This window comes from Actinoplanes sp. ATCC 53533 (genome assembly GCF_003947245.1).
In genome coordinates, this window is sequence record NZ_QHHV01000123.1 from 1 (window position 1) to 16,645 (window position 16,645).

Here is a 16,645-nt window from a genome sequence, read left to right on the forward strand (position 1 = left end):
TCGCCGTACCGGCGGCGGACCGCGGCACCACGTCAAGGTCACCGGCACGGTGCGCGGCACCGCCCGGGCGATCCGCGACATGAGCGCGGTGCTCGCCCGATGAGCGTCCAGGTGCTCGTGCTGGCCAAGACGCCGGTGCCGGGACGGGTCAAGACCAGGCTCTGCCCGCCGTGCACTCCCGGCCAGGCCGCCGTGGTCGCCGCCGCCGCGCTCGCGGACACCGTGGCCGCCGTCACCGCCGCGCCGGCCACGCGTCGCTGCCTCGTCGTCGACGGCGACCATCCGGCACCGCCCGGCTGGCACCGGACGGCCCAGCGGGGCGTGACCCTCGGCGAACGCCTGGTCCACGCCTATGCCGACACCCGGCTGGACGGCGTGGGGAGCCTGTTGATCGGCATGGACACCCCGCAGATCAGCGCCGGGCTGCTGGCCGACGCCGCCCGGCGGCTCGGCGAGGGAGAGGACGAGGACGACGCCGACGCCGTGCTCGGGCTCGCCGAGGACGGCGGCTGGTGGGCTCTAGGACTCCGGAATCCGTCCCACGGCCAGGTATTGCGGCAGGTGCCGATGTCGACGCCGGACACCGGGGCGCTGACCCTGGCCGCCCTGCGGGCTCGTGGGCTCCGTGTCGCGGCGCTACCGACGCTGCGCGACGTGGATACCTACGCCGACGCCCAGGCCGTGGCCGCGCTCTGCCCCGCCGGGAGTCGCTTCGCGTACGCCGTATCCGAGCTGGCCTGCCCGGCGACCGCCGCATGACCGCCGTCACCACCGCACCGGCAGCCGCTCCCTCCGCCCTGGCAGTCTTCGACGCGGCCATGCGCCGCGCCGACGCCGGGCGGGCCGTCATCCTGACGGTCATGGACGACCGTGGCACCGAGCGCCGGATCGACGCCGCCGCCTGGTGCCGCAGCCACCTCCCCGGCGACCAGGGCCTGCTCGCCCGCTGCGCGGGACCGACCCTCGACGTCGGCTGCGGCCCCGGCCGGCTGACCCGTGCCCTGCACCGGCTCGGCCACCCCGCGCTCGGCGTCGACGTGAGCGCGGCGGCCGTCCGGCTGGCCCGCGCGCGAGGCGCCACCGTGCTGCGCCGCGATGTCTTCGGTCCGCTGCCCGGCACCGGCGGGTGGCGGCACCTGCTTCTCGCCGACGGCAACATCGGCATCGGCGGCGAACCCGAAGCGCTGCTGCGCCGATGCCGCGAGCTGCTCTCCCACGCCGGCCAGCTGCACGTCGAGCTGGCTCCGCCCGGAACCCGCAGCTGGTCCGGGGATGCCCGGCTCCGGCATCAGGCGGGAGGTCCGAGCGCGCCGTTCCGCTGGGCCCAGTTGGCCGCCGACGACCTGGCCGGTGCCGCCGACGCGAGCGCCCTTCAGATCCTGGACACCTGGACGGAGGCGAACCGGTGGTTCGCGACCCTGGGTCAGGCCTGACCCCCGGCGACGCGGACCCAGCCGCGGGGCGGCCCCCCGCGTACGCCGTCAGGTTCGCCGACCTGGTCAGAACCGCCGACCAGTGGGTCCGGGCGCCGCTACCGCAGCCACCGGCGTCGCTGCGGCGCGGGCCGCTGCGGCCAGATGCCTTCGACTCGAAGCTGCGTTCGCCGAGGCTGGCCAGCCTGCTCGGGATCGCCCTCGCCGTCGCGTTCACGATCTGTTTCGTCACCGGGCTGCTCAGCCACTTCATCCAGCACCCGCCCGGCTGGTTCTGGTGGCCGTCCCGCCCGGTCGGCCTCTACCGCGTCACCCAGGGCCTGCACGTGGCGACCGGGCTGGCCACGGTGCCGCTGCTCGGCGCGAAACTCTGGTCGGTCTACCCACGCCTGTTCGGCTGGCCGCCGGTCCGCGACATCGCCCACGCGATCGAGCGGGCCGGCATCGGCGTGCTGGTCGCCGCCGCGCTGTTCCAACTGGTCAGCGGCATCCTCAACGTCTCTCACTGGTACGCCCCGATGCCGTTCTTCTTCACCGCGGGGCACTACTGGTCGGCGTGGCTGGCCGTCGGCGCGCTGATCGCCCACATCGGCGTGAAACTCCCGGTCGTCCGGCAGGCCCTGACCCGGGCCGCTCCCGACCGGACCGCGCCGGGCGCGCTCACCCGCCGTGGCCTGCTCGGCACCGTCGGCGCGGCCGCCGGCGTCATCACCCTCGCCACCGTCGGGCAGACCGTCGCGCCGCTCGCACCCGTCTCCGTCCTCGCGCCCCGGCGGGCCCGCACCGGGCCGCAGCGCCTGCCGGTGAACAAGACGGCCGCCGGCGCGGGGGTGCGCGACGCCGCCTTCGATCCGGGATACCGGCTGACGATCGCCGGCCCCGCGCGGACGCTCAGCCTGAGCCTGCCCGAACTGGCCGCACTGCCGCAACACACGGTCGTTCTGCCGATCAGCTGCGTCGAGGGCTGGAGCGCCACCGGCACCTGGACCGGCATCCGGCTGCGTGACCTGATCGCGCTGGTCGGCGTCGACCCCGAGGACGCCGAGGCCCACGTCGAATCCCTCGAGGCCCGCGGCCGGTACCGGGCGACGACAGTGCCGCCCCCACACACCCGTGACCCGTTCACCCTGATCGCGCTGCGGCTCGGCGGCGACGTCCTGCATCCCGATCACGGCTACCCGGCCCGGCTCATCGCCCCGAACCGTCCCGGTGTGCTGCAGACCAAGTGGGTCGGCCGGATCGCGGTCCGGAGCCCGAGATGAAGACCGCGCGGCGCGCGCTGATCGCGTCCGGCGCGCTCATCATCGCGTACGCGGTCAGCGGCGCCCTCGCCGACAGTGACTTCAAGTTCGGGACGCTGGCCTTCCTGGCCGCCGTCATCGTGGCTCACGACGGGCTGCTGATGCCGCTGACGATCGGCGCCGGCGCCCTGATCGGCCGGATCGTTCCGCCCACGTCGCGCACACCCGTCCGGGTGGCCGCAGTGCTCAGCCTGGCGCTGACGATCGTGGCGTTCCCACTGGTCCTGGGCAGTGGCCGGGTTGCCGACAACCCGTCCGTCCTGCCGCTGCACTACGGCCGCGGCCTGTTCGTGGTCTACACGCTCATCTGGGTGACGACCACCGTAGTCGTGGTAGCGCGGCGCCGGCGCCATCGCCCGCACCGGGGCGAGGGGAACTGACCGGCACCGATCAGGCGGTCGACGCCGGGATGTGCAGGACGAAGCGGCAGCCGCGGTCGATGTTGTGTGCCTCGACCCGGCCGCCGTGTGCCTCGACCAGGCCTCGGACGATGGCCAGCCCGAGGCCGCCGCCGGTCATCGCCGCCGGCAGGCCGGTGCCGTGCGCCGGGGTCCTGGCCCGCTCGCCGCGGAATGCCACGTCGAACAGCCGCGGCAGGTCGGCCTCGGGGATACCGCCGCAGGTGTCGGAGACCGCCAGCCACACGTCCTTACGGTCATGGCCGGCGGCGATGCGCACGGTGCCGTCCGGCGGGGTGTACCGGACCGAGTTGACCAGCAGGTTGGTCACCGCCCGGGCCAGCTCGGGCTCGCTGGCCATCACTGTCGGCCAGCCGGAATCCGCGGCGATCAGCCGGATCCGCCGGCTGGCGGCCAGCGGCGCGATGGTGGTGAGGGCATCGGACACCAGGTCGGCCAGCGGAATCCTGGTGGGCACCAGCCGCAGCGCCCCGGCGTTGATCCGCGACAGTTCGAACAGGTCGTCGACCAGCCGGGTCATCCGGTCGGTCTCGACGCCGATCCGCCGGTGGTATTCGGCCACCGTGCCGCGGTCGTGCACGACGCCGTCCTCGAGGGCCTCGGCCATCGCCCGCAGCCCGGCCAGCGGGGTGCGCAGGTCGTGCGACACCCAGGCGACCAGCTCGCGGCGGCCGGCCTCGGCCTTGCGCTCCTGCGCCTCGGCCTGCGCCGCCCACACCGCGGAGGCCGCCAGGCGCCGCCCGAAGGTGAAACCCACGGCGAGACTCACCAGCGCCGAGGCCGCGACCGTGACGAGCACGACCTGCAGGTCGTGCGCCGAGAGGAACATCGCCTGGGCGACGGTGACGACGCCGGAGACCACCGCGATCACGGTGGCGGCGAGCAGCACGCCGATGTGCACGAGGATCGACCGCCCGCGCAGCAGCCGCAACGCGATGGCGCCACCGGTCGCGATGACCGTCCCGGACAGCAGCGCGTAGAGGCCGATCAGCAGCATGTCTTTCACGCCGTACCCCCGGTTGTCAGCGGAACCGCCGAGGGGCCGGGGCGTTCAGCCACGAGCCCGGGCGACGCCGGCGGGTTCGTAGCTGTAGCCGACGCCCCAGACGGTGAGGATGCGCCGTGGTGCCGCGGGATCCTTCTCGATCTTCTCGCGGAGCCGGCGCACGTGCACGGTCACGGTCGACTGGTCGCCGAACTGCCAGCCCCAGACCTGCTCGAGCAGATCGGCCCGGGACCAGGCCCGGGCGGGGTGCCGCAGCAGGAAGGCGAGCAGATCGAGCTCCCGCCCGGTCAGCGCGAGGGGTTCGCCGTCCAGGTGCGCGATCCGGCGCCGGAGATCGACGCTGAGGCCGGCGTCGTGCAGCATCGCCGGTTCCGGCTGCGCCGCGGCGGGAGCGGCCCGGCGGAGCACCGAGCGGATCCGCAACACCAGTTCCCGGGGCGAGAACGGCTTGGTGACGTAGTCGTCGGCACCGACCTCGAGGCCTAGCACCCGGTCGGCCTCCTCGCCGAGCGCGGTGAGCATGACGACGGGCAACTCCGGCCACTGCCGGCGCAGCCGCCGGCACACCTCGATCCCGTCGATGCCCGGCATCATCAGATCGAGCACGGCGAGGTCGGGCGGGAACGCCGCCGCGGCCGCCAGCGCCTCGGCACCGTCGGCAGCGAGCCGGACCAGGTGGCCGTCCTGCTCCAGGTAGCGGCGGACGACATCACTGACGGTCGGGTCGTCATCGACGACGAGTACGCGGTACGGCACGTACCGACGCTACCCACCCCCAACCGGTCAGGCCGCGGACAGGACCTTTCGAAATACTTACGGGTTGCCGGCGCCGGTCAGCTCCGCAGCGCCGTGACCGGGCCGGCCCCGCGTTTGGGGCAGGGGAGAACCTTCATGAAGATGCCGGGCTGCTCGGGCGGGCTGACGCTGAGGGTGGTGTCGCCGTCCTTGACGAAGTTGGCGAGCTTGTTGGCGACGAAATCGCCGATGTCGGACTGGGCCTCCTCGGTCGAGCCGCCGATGTGCGGGGTGAGGATGACGTTCGGCAGACCGCGCAGCTCGGAGATGAACTCATCGCCGCAGCCCTTTGGCTCCGCGGAGAAGACGTCGACCGCCGCGCCGGCCAGGTGACCGCTCACCAGGGCGTCCCGCAGCGCCAGCCGATCGACCACGATGCCGCGGCAGAGGTTGAGGAAGAGGGCGCCGGGGCGCATCCGCTTGAACTGCTCGGCACCGAAGAAGCCGGCGTTGCCCGGCCGGCCGTCGACGTGCAGCGTGACGACGTCGCTGCTCTCCAGCAGCTCCTCGAGGGTGGCACACCGGTGCGCGTTGCTCAGGGCCAGCTTGTCGTCGGTGTCGTAGAACGACACGCGCATGCCGAGGTTCTCGGCGAGCACGGAGAGTTGGGTGCCGATGTTGCCGTAGCCGACGATGCCCAGCCGGCGGCCGCGGATCTCGTGGGCGCCGACCGCCGATTTGTCCCAGACGCCCTGGTGCATCAGCGCGTTCTTCTCGGTCAGCCGGCGGGTCATCATGATGATCTCGGCGATGGCCAGCTCGACGACCGAACGGGTGTTGGAGTACGGCGCGTTGAAGACGGTGACACCTTCGCTCGCGGCGGCGCCCAGGTCGATCTGGTCGGTGCCGATGCAGAACGCGCCGATCGCGACCAGGCTGTCCGCGGCTTTCAGCACCCGGGCGGTCACCTGGGTCTTGGACCGGACGCCGAGCAGGTGCACACCCGGGATGCGCTCGATCAGCTCGGCCTCGTCCAGGGCGGTGCGGACGGACTCGACGTGGTAGCCCTCGGACTCGAGCCGGGCCACCGCGTCGTGATGGATGCTCTCCAACAGCAGGACTCGCATCTTTGCGATCTCCCCTTCTGCACGCATGGACCAGCGAACCCCCGCTTACTGAGGGTTACCGGTCGATCTCGGGGAGAGGTACGGATCGCGACGCGGCAACGGATCGGTCCGGCCCGGGTTCCGGGCCGGAAATAAGGACGGCGAAAGGTTCGGCCTTCGGCGATTCGCCCGATAAGTGCCATGAGGTGACCGACTCGGGTCGGGCCGTAAGCCGGTCGATATGCGGCTGATACGGCCCACGTTGACCGGTCCGGCCGCGCCCCTTTCCTTTTGCTTAATTCCTGGCACGGATTCATTGAACTGACTGTCTGGGAGATCCGTGTCATCGGGAGAGTACCGACGGTGACGGCGGTGTGCTGGAGGACAGAATCGTGGACATCAGAAGTCGTTCCGCGGCCTGGGCCGCCCGAGTGCGCGGCCGGCACTGCCTCCAGGTCAGCCCGCTGTGGCCGGCCGGCCGGTGGCTGCTCGGCCGGGCGGCGCTGGTGGTCACTCTGCGCGGGCAACCGATGGCCCGGCGGCTCGCGGTGGTGGTGTTGCTGCCGACCACGGTCGCCGCCTCCTTCGGCCTGCTGCGGGTCAGCGACGCGCGGGAGGCCGAACAGCCGCTGGTCGAGGCGCAGCGGTACGCCCTGATCAGTCAGGCCGCGGTCAGCGCCACCGAGGCGCTCGAGGACGAACGTGACGGGGCCGCGCCGGCGGTGGCGAGCGAGCAAGGCCGGCCCGACCTGTCGGGCGCGTACGAGCAATCCGACCGTGGCCTCGCGGCGGTGCTCGCGGCCGTCGCCGAGGTCCGCGACCCGTCCCTGGAGTTCGCGCGGGACGAGTTGAGCACCCGGATCGCGACCCTCGAAGAGCTGCGCCTGACCGCCTTCTCCGACTCCTTGTCGGCGGTCACGACCGTGAACCGCTACGCCCAGCTGATCCTCGACGTCATCGAGCTCGGCCGCCGGGCGGACAGCCGGGCGATGCTGCTGGCCGGTGACCCGTCGGTGGCCGGCCGCACCCTGGGCGTGTACGACCTGCAGGAAGCGGCCGGCCTGAACTCGCAGCGCCGCGCCCTCGGCACGGCGCTGCTCTCGCGCGGCACCGAGGCGCGCGGCGAGCGGGCGGTGCTCGGCGGCTACGGGATCCTGGTGAGCCTGCAGACCGCGTCGTTCCGGTCGGTGGCCGGCCCGGACACCGTCGCCATGTTCCAGGCCGCCGACGTCGAGGCGGCCGCGGCCGACGTCGAGGTGCTCGCCCAGCGCATCACGGCGGCGAGCGAGGCCGGCGCCTCGGTCGACCTGCCGCTGCGACAGTGGACGGAGGTGACGACGGAGTATCTGACCAAGGTCCGCCAGGTCCTGCGCAACGCCGTCGACCGAGCCCTCGCCGATATCACCGCGCTGCGCGCCGCCCGCGCCGAAGGGACCCGCACCAACCTGGCCGTCGTCGTCGCCGTGCTGCTCGGTGCGGTGCTGCTGGCCGGGCTCGTCGGTGGCGGGCTGACGGTGGAACTGCACCGGTTACGCGACCGGATGCGCGACGTCGGCGAGCGCCGGCTGCCCCGGCTGGTCGCGGCGCTGGCACAGCCGCCGGTGGAGCCCGGGTCGCCGTCCCGCTCCCGGCGGCGGCCTCCCGTGTTCCCACCGGGCCCGGCGCCGAGCAGCCCGGACGAGATCGGCCAGGTGGCGCTGGCCTTCGAGAACGTGCACCGGCAGGCGATCCGGCTGGCGACGGCGCAGGCCGAGCAGCGGGCGACCACGGCCGGCATCGCCCGCACGCTGACCCGCAGGAGCCAGGAGCTCATCGGCCGGCAACTGACCCTGATCACCGAGCTCGAGCAGCGTGAGCTGGACCCGGACAAACTGAACAGGCTGTTCGGCCTCGACCACCTGGCGACCCGGATCCGGCGGCACGGCGACAGCCTGCTCGTGCTGACCGGCGTGCCCGCCGCGTGGCACTGGCCGCAGTCGGCCACCCTGACCGAGGTCGTCCAGGCCGCGGCCGCCTCCACCGAGCAGTACCGCCGGGTCGAGATCAGCCCGCTGCCCGAGACGGGCGTCCGCGCCGCCGGCATCGTCGATCTGCTGCAGATCCTGGCCGAGCTCATCGACAACGCGACCCGCTTCTCCCCGCCGGACACCCCGGTGCGGATCACCGCCGGGCCGCTCGCCGTCGGCGCGATGCGGGTCGAGGTCCGCGACCAGGGGTACGGGCTGGGCGAGCGCGCCGCCGCGGAGCTCAACGCCCGGCTGAGCCACCCCCGGCCGGACGGGATCACGGACGAGCCGAAGCTCGGGCTGCACGTGGCCGGCACCCTGGCGGCGCGGACCGGTATCGCGGTGCACCTGCTGCCGATCGAGCGAGGTTGCGTGGCGACGGTGGTCGTACCGCCGCGGCTGCTGTGCCCGGCGCCGCAACCGCAACCGGATCCGGCGAGGGCCGAGTCGCCGGCCGGGCCGTCGCCGGTGATCCAGGGAGCTTCCCGCGGGGCATGACGGCCGTCCGTTTCCGGCGGCCAAGGGTTTCTGGTACGCGACGTCGGGCCGTGTCATCAGCGGCGACCCCGGGATGCGACGCCAGGCCGGGGCCGGTCAGAGGCGCGGTGTGCCACGTCGCGTCCGCTGTCCCGGTGTCGGCGTCGAAGGTGTTGCCCTTCCCCGCGCCGGTGAGCTTTCCCGCCATTAGCCCTGGCCGACCTGGACGGTGAGCAGCGGCGAGCAGGGAAACCACCCCATCGAATTACGGGACATTGCTTACTGTTGCCGCGCCTACTGTTGCCGCGGTTACTTTTGCCGCGCTTACTGTTGCCATGAGGAATAACCGATCACGGGTGCGTCCATGATCGGCCGGACCGTGCCGAAGCGTTCTGCGGTATCCGGGCCCGGCATTCACCGATGTGTCGAAAGTGTGACCGGCCCGGCCCCGGAAACGCGGAATCGATCGGAGAACCGACTTCCGCTTTGTTGGCGGAAGAAGGTTCTCCGATCGACGTCACGGTGACCTGAATGACGGGCACCGCGTATTCGTCACATTACCGTGCCGGTCGCTGGTCTCCTCAGCGGCCGTTGATTGCCGAGGCGAGGGCATTCCGCGCGAATTCCATGGCCTGGGCACCGGAGTTGATGTCCTCCGCGGCACCGCGCAGCATCCGCTGGCTGCCCCGCGAGGCATCCGGGTTCTGGGCGACCGCGGTCTGCGCCATGGCCAGCGACTGCTGGGCATCGGCCATGGCGGCCTGGGTGTTCGACACGGCCTGCCGCAGCTGCGCCACACCGGCGGCCACCTGCCCGTTGCGGATGAGTCCCACGGCCTGCCTGATGGACTGCGCCGCACCCATGCCGGCCTGCTCGGCCTGCAGGCCCTGCGCGGTGGCCGCGTCGGCCTGCTGCGTACCCACGTCCTCGCAGCCGTCGGCGATGTTGTCACCGACCTCCATCGCCTGCTCGGCGGCCGCCATGGCCTGGTCCGCCGCCTCCATGGCGGCGTCCTGCTGGAACTCGGTCAGGCCCTGCTGTGCCATGCCCGGCGCCTGCTGATTGACGGTGCCGGCATTCGAGGCGCCGAGGGTGACCGCGATGCTCACCGCGACGACCGCGCCGATTCCGGCACCGAGCCAGGCCTTGCGACGTACGTTCCGCATTTGTTTCTCCGTTCTCGACATCGGTGAGCCGACCTCGAAAACCCACGACGAAGCGCGCCGGAACAAGCCGGCGTCGCATCATGGGGTGGTTGCACACGTCCCGAAAAGGACGTGTGCCGAGAGTCTTTCCGAGTATCGGCTACCCGAACTTAATGATTCCTTGTGGTTATGTACGAGGGGCCCGAGCCCATGGTTCAAACTTCTTCAGCGCAAGTTCTGCGCAGGGGGGCTGCGTCGCGACATTTCCGAACCCGCCGCATCCACCGTGGACGCCTGGAGCGTGAAGACGTCCACCAATGTCCCGGCACAAAGTCGGCTACCTGGAGCTGCCGATCGCGGACATCCCCGCGCGGCTGCCCGCCGTCAGGAGCCGAGCACCATCAACCTCGTGGTGGCGGCTGACCCACTGAGCCAGAGCGTCTCGCGGCGCGGCAACCCCGACCTCGACCTCGACCTCGACCTCGACCTCGACCTCGACCTCGCCGATCCTGATCCTGATCCTGATCCTGATCCTGATCCTGATCCTGATCCTGATCCTGATCCTGATTCAGGAGATGATGCCGAGCCGGAAGACGGCGTCCCGGGCGAGGAGGAAGCCGACGATGCCGACGATCCAGGCCATCGCGTCGCTGCGGAGCATCCAGTCGCTCAGCCGGGTCAGCAGCGGGATGACGTGCTGCCCGGCGGCCAGGCGGGCGATCAGCAGCAGGAGCGCGGGAGCGATCATCACCAGGCAGTAGCCGGCCATGACCAGCGCGATGTGCGCCGCGGGCAGCGCTGCCGTGGTGACCATTCCGATGGCGGCGAGGTAGGGCAGCATCGTCGTCACCTCGACGGCGGCGGCCGTGAGCGCCAGCCCGGCGAGGGCTGCCGCGCCGCCGCTGTCGGCCAGGGCGCGTTCCCGCCAGCCGAGCAGCCGGCCGCTCGTGGGCGCTGTCTTGTTCCTGCGTTCCAGCCGGAAGCTCCAGAAGAACAACGCTACGCCGACGATGAGTTGCGCCCACAGCACCGGGCGGGTGTCGAGGAGGCGGGTGATCTGCGGCAGGAATGCGTCCGCGCCCAGCGCGACGGCCACCCCGACCGCGAAGTAGAAAGCGGCGACCGTGCCGAGGAAGACCAGCATGCGCGCGGCCCGGACCCGGCCGGGGTGGATCAGCAGCCAGGCGGGGATCAGCAACGTTCCGAAGCTGGTGGAGTCGATCAGTGCGAGGACGGCCAGTGAACCCAGCAGCGCGAATTCCATGACAGGACTCTGCGGTGTGGCGGCGGCCCGCCGCGTCGGCCGAAGGATGTCGTGGTTGCCGGGCGCGTACAACCTTCGACGGATGTTGGTCGGTGCGGCCTGTGATGGGATGGGGCCGTGGGAGCGGCGGAGTTGCGAAACCGGCTTGTCGAGCGCTGGCGGAGCAGCACCCGGTTCCAGGACGTGACGGCCGCGGTGGGGACGTTCGCCGCCGGCCTGGTGTTCAACCTCATCGGCCTGACCGACGTCTGGTCCTCGGTCCAGGTCGGCCGCCTCGCCGGTGCTCCCGGCTGGTGGCACACCGTCTTTCTGGCCGTCGGCTGCCTGGCCATGCTCGGCAAGCGCCTCCGTCCGATGGTCGCGCTCAGCGTGGGCAGCGTCGCGGCCGTCGCGGACCTGGCGTTCGGCGGCAGTATCGCGCTCGTCATGGTCATGTTCGACCTGCTCCTGTCGGCCGGGCTGTTCGCCTCCGCCCGCGCCCGGGCCGCGGTGACGACCGCGGTGTTCGTCGTCGTCGGCACCGCCAGCGTCGTGGGCGGCCTGGCCGCGGGCGAGTTCCGCGTCGCCGTCTTCGTCGGCCTGCAGCTGACCACCTTGCTGTTCGTGCCGCTGTGGTGGGCGGCCAACATGCGTCAGCAGCGCTCGCTGGGCGTCCTCGCCGCCGAGCGGACGACCCGGGAGGCAGTCCTCGCCGAGCGCGCGGCGATGGCCCGCGACCTGCACGACGTCATCGGCGCCCACCTGTCCACGACCGCGATCCACTCCGGAGCCGTGCTGGCGCTGCCGCCGGAGACCGAACGCGACCGGGCGGCGCTGCGCGCGGTCCGCACCAGCAGCCTGGCGGCGCTGGAGGAGATGCGCTCGATGATCCTGCTGCTGCGGGCCGAGGACGCCGCCGCCGAGGATCCCACGCTGCCCGGCGGGCTGGACCGCGTGCCCGACCTCGTCGAGGCGGCCGTGGCCGGCGGGCTGCGGGTCGACGTGCACACCCGGGAGATCCCGCGGATCCCGGTGCTGGTGGCGCACGCCATCTACCGGATCGTCCGGGAGGCATTGACCAACGCGCGCAAACACGCGCCGGCCTCCGACGTACGCCTCGACGTGCGCGAGGCCGGCGACCAGGTGACGGTGACGGTCACCAACACGCTGACCCGTTCGGACGGTCTCGGCCACCACGCGCTGAGCTCGGGCACGGGCCTGACGTCGATGCGGGAGCGGGCCGCGCTGCTGGGCGGCGAACTGACCGCGAGCCGCGACGGCGACCGCTGGCGGGTCTTCGCGACGCTGCCCCTGCGTCCCCGGGAGCGCCCGTGACAGGGCCGGCGATCCGCGTCCTGCTCGCCGACGACCATGCCGCGATCCGGGCCGGACTGTGCCTGATGCTGGAACAGGCCGCCGACATCGTCGTGGTGGGGGAGGCGGCCGATGGCGCGATCGCGATCCGCCAAGCCGCCGCGCTGCGCCCCGACGTGGTGCTCATGGACATCCGGATGCCCGGCACCGACGGCATCGCCGCGACCCGCGCGATCACCTCGGCCGGCATGGCCGACGTGCTGATCCTCACGACGTTCGACGTCGACGAATATCTCTTCGGCGCACTGCGCGCGGGTGCGGCCGGCTTCCTGCTGAAGTCGGTGGAACCGGCCGCCTTGGTCGAGGCAGTGCGCCGGGTCGCGGCCGGGGACGGCGTCATCGCGCCGGAGGTGACCCGCCGGCTGCTCGCCGTCTTCGCCGCCACCGAGCCGAGGCCGGCGGCCGCCCGCGGGCACCCCTCGCTCGACAGCCTCACCGGCCGTGAACGGGAGGTGCTGGCCGCGCTCGGTCGCGGACTGTCCAACGCCGACCTCGCGGCGACCTTCGCGATCAGCGAGGCCACCGCGAAGACCCACGTCTCCCGCGTCCTGGCCAAGCTCGGCTGCACCTCCCGGCTGCAGGCGGCGATCCTCGCCAAGGAAACCGGCATCGCCTGAACCAAACGGATTCGCCGAGGTAGCGGTTCCCGGCCGGGTCCGGGCCCCTCACCGATCCTCGGTACGGACGCCCTGACCAGGGCGAACCGGCCACGGCGTCGATCAGCGCCGGTTCGCGTGGCCGTATCCGTCGCGTGGCCGTGAACGTCGCGCGGCCGTAAACGTCGCGGGGCCGTATCCGTCGCGGGGCGGGCCGACGGCGCGGTGGCCGTCCTCGCGTAGGTCCAAACCGTGGAACCACCCGGGTAGTCATTGCCCGGCACCGTGCGGCGACCACGGGTCATTCGCGGCCCGTGATCAGCCGCCGGGCGGCGGAGGCGATGTGCGGCGCGTCGACAGCTGCCCAGGCCAGCAGTTCGGCGCCGGACCCCGAACCCGGCATGCCGCGGACGGCGAGGTGGGCGACCTGGAGGTCGGTGATGCCGTCGGCGAGCAGGCTTTCGGTGACCGCCGAGCCGAGGCCGCCTTCCGGGCGGTGGTCCTCGACGACGACGATCCGGCCGCCCGTGGTGGCGGTGGCCGCCGCCAGGGTGGCGCGGTCGATCGGTTTGACGGAGTAGCAGTCGATGACGCGGGCGGCGATGTGCCGCTCGGCCAGCATGTCCGCGGCGCGCAGGCACTCGTGCACGGTGACGCCGGCCCCGACGAGGGTGACCTGATCGTCGTCGCCGGCGCGCAGCGTCTTGGCGCGGCCGATGGGGAAGGTCTCATCGTGGGGGTAGAGGACGGGGTAGGCGCCCCGGGTGACGCGCAGATAGCTGATGCCGGAGGTCGTGGCCATCGTGTTGGTGAGGGCGGCGGCGCTGGTCGCGTCGCTGGGATAGAGCACCGTGGAGCCGTGCACCGCGCGCAGCATCGCGATGTCCTCCAGGGCCATCTGCGAGGGGCCGTCCGCGCCGATCTCGACGCCGGCGTGGGAGCCGACGAGGCACAGGTCGACCCCGGAGATCGCGCCCATCCGGATGAAGTCGTGCGCCCGGGTCAGAAACGCGGCGAATGTGGAGGCGAACGGGCGGTAGCCCCGCACAGCGAGTCCGGTGGCGGCAGCGACCATCTGCTGCTCGGCGATGAACATCTCGAAGTAGCGTTCTGGGAAGGCACGGGCGAACTCGTCGGCGTAGGTCGAGTTGCTGACCTCGCCGTCCAGGGCGACCACCCGCGGGTCGCGGCCGCCGAGGGCGAGCAGCGCGTCACCGTAGGCCTTGCGTGTCGCCACGCTCTCGCCGACGGCGTACCGGGGCCACCAGGCATGGCTCCGGCTCAGCACGGGCGCCCGGCCGGCCGTGCGAGCGGGGCGAGGACCGCGGATGATGACGCGGCGTTCGCCACCGAGCTCGGCGATGGCCCTGGCGGCCATGTCAGGTGGCAATGGCTTGCCGTGCCAGTCCGGGCTGTTCTCCACCTCCGAGAAGCCCTTGCCCTTGACGGTCCTGGCGAGGATCACCGTGGGCCTGCCGTCGGGAGGACTCTCGGCGGCGGACAGGGCGCCGTCGATGGCCTCCAGGTCGTGGCCGTCGACGGCGATGGCACGGGCGCCGAATGCCTCGGCGCGGCGTGCGTAGGCATCGAGGTTCCAGCCGAGCTCCGTCTCGCCGCGCTGGCCGAGCCGGTTGACGTCGACGATCGCGACGAGGTTGGACAGGTGGTAGTGGGCGGCCTTGTCCAACGCCTCCCAGATCGAGCCCTCGGCGGTCTCGCTGTCGCCGCACAGTACCCAGACTCGGTACGGCCGCCGGTCCAGGTACTTACCGGCCAGCGCCATCCCGACCCCGGCGGGCAGGCCCTGACCCAGCGAACCGGTGGCCACGTCCACCCAGGGCAGCACGGGGGTGGGGTGACCCTGCAGTCGCTGGCCGAGACGGCGGTAGCCGGTCATCAGCTCGTTGTCGTCGATGACACCGACGGCCTTGAACATCGCGTAGAGCAGCGGGGACGCGTGCCCCTTGGAGAAGACGAGGTGGTCGTTGTCGGGCAAGCGCGGCTGGTCCCAGTCGTAGTGCAGGTGGCGGGTGATGAGCGCGGCGACGAGGTCGGCGGCGGACATGCTGGAGGTGGGATGCCCGGAGCCGGCGCTGGTCGACGCGCGGATCGAATCGATCCGCAGCTGGGCGGCGAGTTCGGCCACCGCCCTGAGGCCGGATCCGGACGTCGGCGCGATGGCGGTCATGCTGACTCCCTGCGGACGGCAGACGGTGGAACTGGGCGCACCCGTGAGATCCCGGTCATCGACGGCCGTCCCGGCGTGGCGAGAACGTGGTTGTCGCGCCGGCCGCGCGGGGTACGGCCGTTTCGGGGAGCGCGGACAGGGGGAGGGCGATCGCCTCGAGGGGTTTGCGCTCGGCCGGTACGCCGAGGACGATTTCGACGACACCTCCGATGATCATGATGCCGCCGCCGATGAGGTAGCCGACGAACAGCCGCCCCGGGTCGGTGCCGGCGCCGATGAGGTGGCCGTAGAGCACCGGGCCCACGGCGCCGAAGCACTGGGCGATGGCGAAGAACACCGCGATGGCGCGGGCCCGTACCTCGATCGGGAAGATCTCGCTGACGGTCAGGTACGCGGCGCTGGCGCCGGCCGAGGCGAAGAAGAAGATCACGCACCAGGCGACAGTCTGCGTGACGGCGTTCAGCATGCCCCGATCGAACAGGTAGGCCGAGATGGTGAGCAGGACGCCGGAGAGCAGGTAGGTGCCGGCGATCATCTGCTTGCGGCCGACCGTGTCGAAGAGCCGGCCGATGGTGAGCGGGCCGAGCAGGTTCCCGGCCGCGAAGCCGATCAGGTACACCGGCGCGTTCGCCGCCGGCACGGCGTAGAAGTGCGTCAGCACGAGGACGTACGTGAAGAAGATCGCGTTGTAGAGGAACGACTGGGTGATCATGAGGGTGGCGCCGAGCAGCGAGCGCCGCCAGCGGTCGACGAACAGCACGCGCAGCAGGGCCCGGTATCCCGAATGCTCGTCCCTGACCTCGATGGCCCGGCGTTCGTCGACCGGCGCCAGGGCGATGCCGCGTGACCGGGTCTGCGCCTCGATGGCCGCCATGATCTGCTCGGCTTCCGCGGCCCGGCCGTGGGTCAGCAGCCAGCGCGGGCTCTCCGGCAGGTGCCGACGGACGAAGACGATCACCACGGCGAGGACCGGGCCGAGCAGGAACGCGAGCCGCCAGCCGGTGGACACCGGCAGCAGGTTCAGGAACAGCAGGGAGCCGAGCGTCCCGAGGATGGCGCCGGCCCAGTAGGTTCCGTTCACGCCGATGTCGACGCGGCCGCGGTAGTGCGCCGGGATCATCTCGTCGATCGCCGAGTTGATGGCCGCGTACTCGCCGCCGATGCCGGCGCCCGCGATCAGCCGGGTGGCGAACAGGTAGAGCATCCAGCCGGTGCCGTGGCCGAGGGTGAGCGCGGTGAGCCCGCTGCCGGCCAGATAGACGAGCAGGGTCACGGTGAACAGATTGCGCCGGCCGAGCCGGTCGGACAGGTGCCCGAAGAACAGGGCCCCGATCACCTCGCCGACCAGGTAGACGGTGGCGATGGCGCCGACCGCGGTCGCCGACATGCCCAGGGTGCCGGGCTGGCTCAGCACTCCGGTCACGGAGCTGGCGACGGTGATCTCCAAACCGTCCAGCACCCATGCGACGCCGAGCGCCGTGACCATGCGGGTGTGGAACGGCGTCCAGGTCAGGCGGTCCAGCCGGGCCGGGATCAGGCTCCGGACGACCCCGGGTGCTGTGTTGATCGCTACCATGGTGATCCTCCTCCGACCGGGTCATGCGACCGCGGCCGTG

General features: G+C 72.1%; 14 protein-coding genes. 7 read left to right on the plus strand and 7 right to left on the minus strand.

Annotated features, from left to right (window positions below; translation table 11 throughout):
* Positions 1-99: 99 nt before the first annotated feature.
* The 4 genes from DMB66_RS34750 to DMB66_RS34765 are packed head-to-tail and all read left to right on the plus strand — an operon-like array spanning position 100 to position 3,114.
* Entirely contained in the window at positions 100-759 is a 660-nt protein-coding gene (locus DMB66_RS34750; protein ID WP_125808362.1) for a DUF2064 domain-containing protein, read from the plus strand.
* Complete coding sequence (locus DMB66_RS34755) at positions 756-1,433, plus strand: class I SAM-dependent methyltransferase (RefSeq protein WP_125808363.1); 678 nt, start codon at positions 756-758, stop codon at positions 1,431-1,433. The genes DMB66_RS34750 and DMB66_RS34755 overlap by 4 nt, the downstream gene beginning before the upstream one ends.
* The gene (locus DMB66_RS34760) at positions 1,406-2,695 is read left to right on the plus strand and encodes a molybdopterin-dependent oxidoreductase (protein WP_233625053.1); all 1,290 of its coding nucleotides are present in this window, start codon (positions 1,406-1,408) and stop codon (positions 2,693-2,695) included. Before DMB66_RS34755 ends, DMB66_RS34760 begins: the two co-directional genes overlap by 28 nt.
* Positions 2,692-3,114 (plus strand): hypothetical protein, encoded by a 423-nt coding sequence (locus DMB66_RS34765; protein ID WP_125808364.1) that lies wholly within the window; start codon positions 2,692-2,694, stop codon positions 3,112-3,114. The genes DMB66_RS34760 and DMB66_RS34765 overlap by 4 nt, the downstream gene beginning before the upstream one ends.
* A gap of 10 nt (positions 3,115-3,124) precedes the next feature.
* Here the strand turns inward: DMB66_RS34765 and DMB66_RS34770 are convergent, their stop codons facing one another.
* From DMB66_RS34770 to serA, 3 genes are all read right to left on the minus strand, one after another.
* Positions 3,125-4,159, minus strand: coding sequence for a sensor histidine kinase (locus DMB66_RS34770; RefSeq protein ID WP_370319773.1), 1,035 nt, complete (start codon positions 4,157-4,159; stop codon positions 3,125-3,127).
* Positions 4,160-4,204: 45 nt separating this feature from the next.
* Complete coding sequence (locus DMB66_RS34775) at positions 4,205-4,915, minus strand: response regulator transcription factor (protein WP_125808365.1); 711 nt, start codon at positions 4,913-4,915, stop codon at positions 4,205-4,207.
* A 77-nt stretch (positions 4,916-4,992) separates the two neighbouring features.
* The gene (serA, locus tag DMB66_RS34780; protein WP_370319775.1) at positions 4,993-6,021 is read right to left on the minus strand and encodes a phosphoglycerate dehydrogenase; all 1,029 of its coding nucleotides are present in this window, start codon (positions 6,019-6,021) and stop codon (positions 4,993-4,995) included.
* A gap of 371 nt (positions 6,022-6,392) precedes the next feature.
* Here serA and DMB66_RS65630 point away from each other — a divergent pair, with 371 nt between their 5' ends.
* Positions 6,393-8,504, plus strand: a complete 2,112-nt coding sequence (locus DMB66_RS65630) for a nitrate- and nitrite sensing domain-containing protein (RefSeq protein WP_125808367.1) — start codon at positions 6,393-6,395, stop codon at positions 8,502-8,504.
* Positions 8,505-9,064: 560 nt separating this feature from the next.
* Here DMB66_RS65630 and DMB66_RS34790 read toward each other — a convergent pair.
* Positions 9,065-9,649 carry a hypothetical protein gene (locus DMB66_RS34790; protein WP_125808368.1) on the minus strand — a complete coding sequence of 195 codons (585 nt, stop codon included), beginning with the start codon at positions 9,647-9,649 and terminating at the stop codon, positions 9,065-9,067.
* Between the two features lie 547 nt (positions 9,650-10,196).
* Positions 10,197-10,892 (minus strand): GAP family protein, encoded by a 696-nt coding sequence (locus tag DMB66_RS34800; RefSeq protein ID WP_125808369.1) that lies wholly within the window; start codon positions 10,890-10,892, stop codon positions 10,197-10,199.
* Between the two features lie 132 nt (positions 10,893-11,024).
* Between DMB66_RS34800 and DMB66_RS34805 the strand changes: the two genes are divergently transcribed.
* Positions 11,025-12,206 (plus strand): sensor histidine kinase, encoded by a 1,182-nt coding sequence (locus tag DMB66_RS34805; RefSeq protein ID WP_125808370.1) that lies wholly within the window; start codon positions 11,025-11,027, stop codon positions 12,204-12,206.
* Positions 12,203-12,862, plus strand: a complete 660-nt coding sequence (locus tag DMB66_RS34810; RefSeq protein ID WP_125808371.1) for a response regulator transcription factor — start codon at positions 12,203-12,205, stop codon at positions 12,860-12,862. Before DMB66_RS34805 ends, DMB66_RS34810 begins: the two co-directional genes overlap by 4 nt.
* Before the next feature lie 280 nt (positions 12,863-13,142).
* On the opposite strand, the gene DMB66_RS34815 is transcribed toward DMB66_RS34810, so the two are convergent.
* Entirely contained in the window at positions 13,143-15,029 is a 1,887-nt protein-coding gene (locus DMB66_RS34815) for a transketolase (protein WP_125808372.1), read from the minus strand.
* Between the two features lie 55 nt (positions 15,030-15,084).
* Positions 15,085-16,605 carry an MFS transporter gene (locus DMB66_RS34820; RefSeq protein WP_199752795.1) on the minus strand — a complete coding sequence of 507 codons (1,521 nt, stop codon included), beginning with the start codon at positions 16,603-16,605 and terminating at the stop codon, positions 15,085-15,087.
* Positions 16,606-16,645 lie beyond the last annotated feature (40 nt).

Coding starts and splice junctions, on each gene's coding strand:
- DMB66_RS34750 (WP_125808362.1), top strand. CDS start 100: ATGAGCGTCCAGGTGCTCGTGCTGGCCAAGACGCCGGTGCCGGGACGG.
- DMB66_RS34755 (WP_125808363.1), top strand. CDS start 756: ATGACCGCCGTCACCACCGCACCGGCAGCCGCTCCCTCCGCCCTGGCA.
- DMB66_RS34765 (WP_125808364.1), top strand. CDS start 2,692: ATGAAGACCGCGCGGCGCGCGCTGATCGCGTCCGGCGCGCTCATCATC.
- serA (WP_370319775.1), bottom strand. CDS start 6,021: ATGCGAGTCCTGCTGTTGGAGAGCATCCATCACGACGCGGTGGCCCGG.
- DMB66_RS34790 (WP_125808368.1), bottom strand. CDS start 9,649: ATGCGGAACGTACGTCGCAAGGCCTGGCTCGGTGCCGGAATCGGCGCG.
- DMB66_RS34800 (WP_125808369.1), bottom strand. CDS start 10,892: ATGGAATTCGCGCTGCTGGGTTCACTGGCCGTCCTCGCACTGATCGAC.
- DMB66_RS34815 (WP_125808372.1), bottom strand. CDS start 15,029: ATGACCGCCATCGCGCCGACGTCCGGATCCGGCCTCAGGGCGGTGGCC.
- DMB66_RS34820 (WP_199752795.1), bottom strand. CDS start 16,605: ATGGTAGCGATCAACACAGCACCCGGGGTCGTCCGGAGCCTGATCCCG.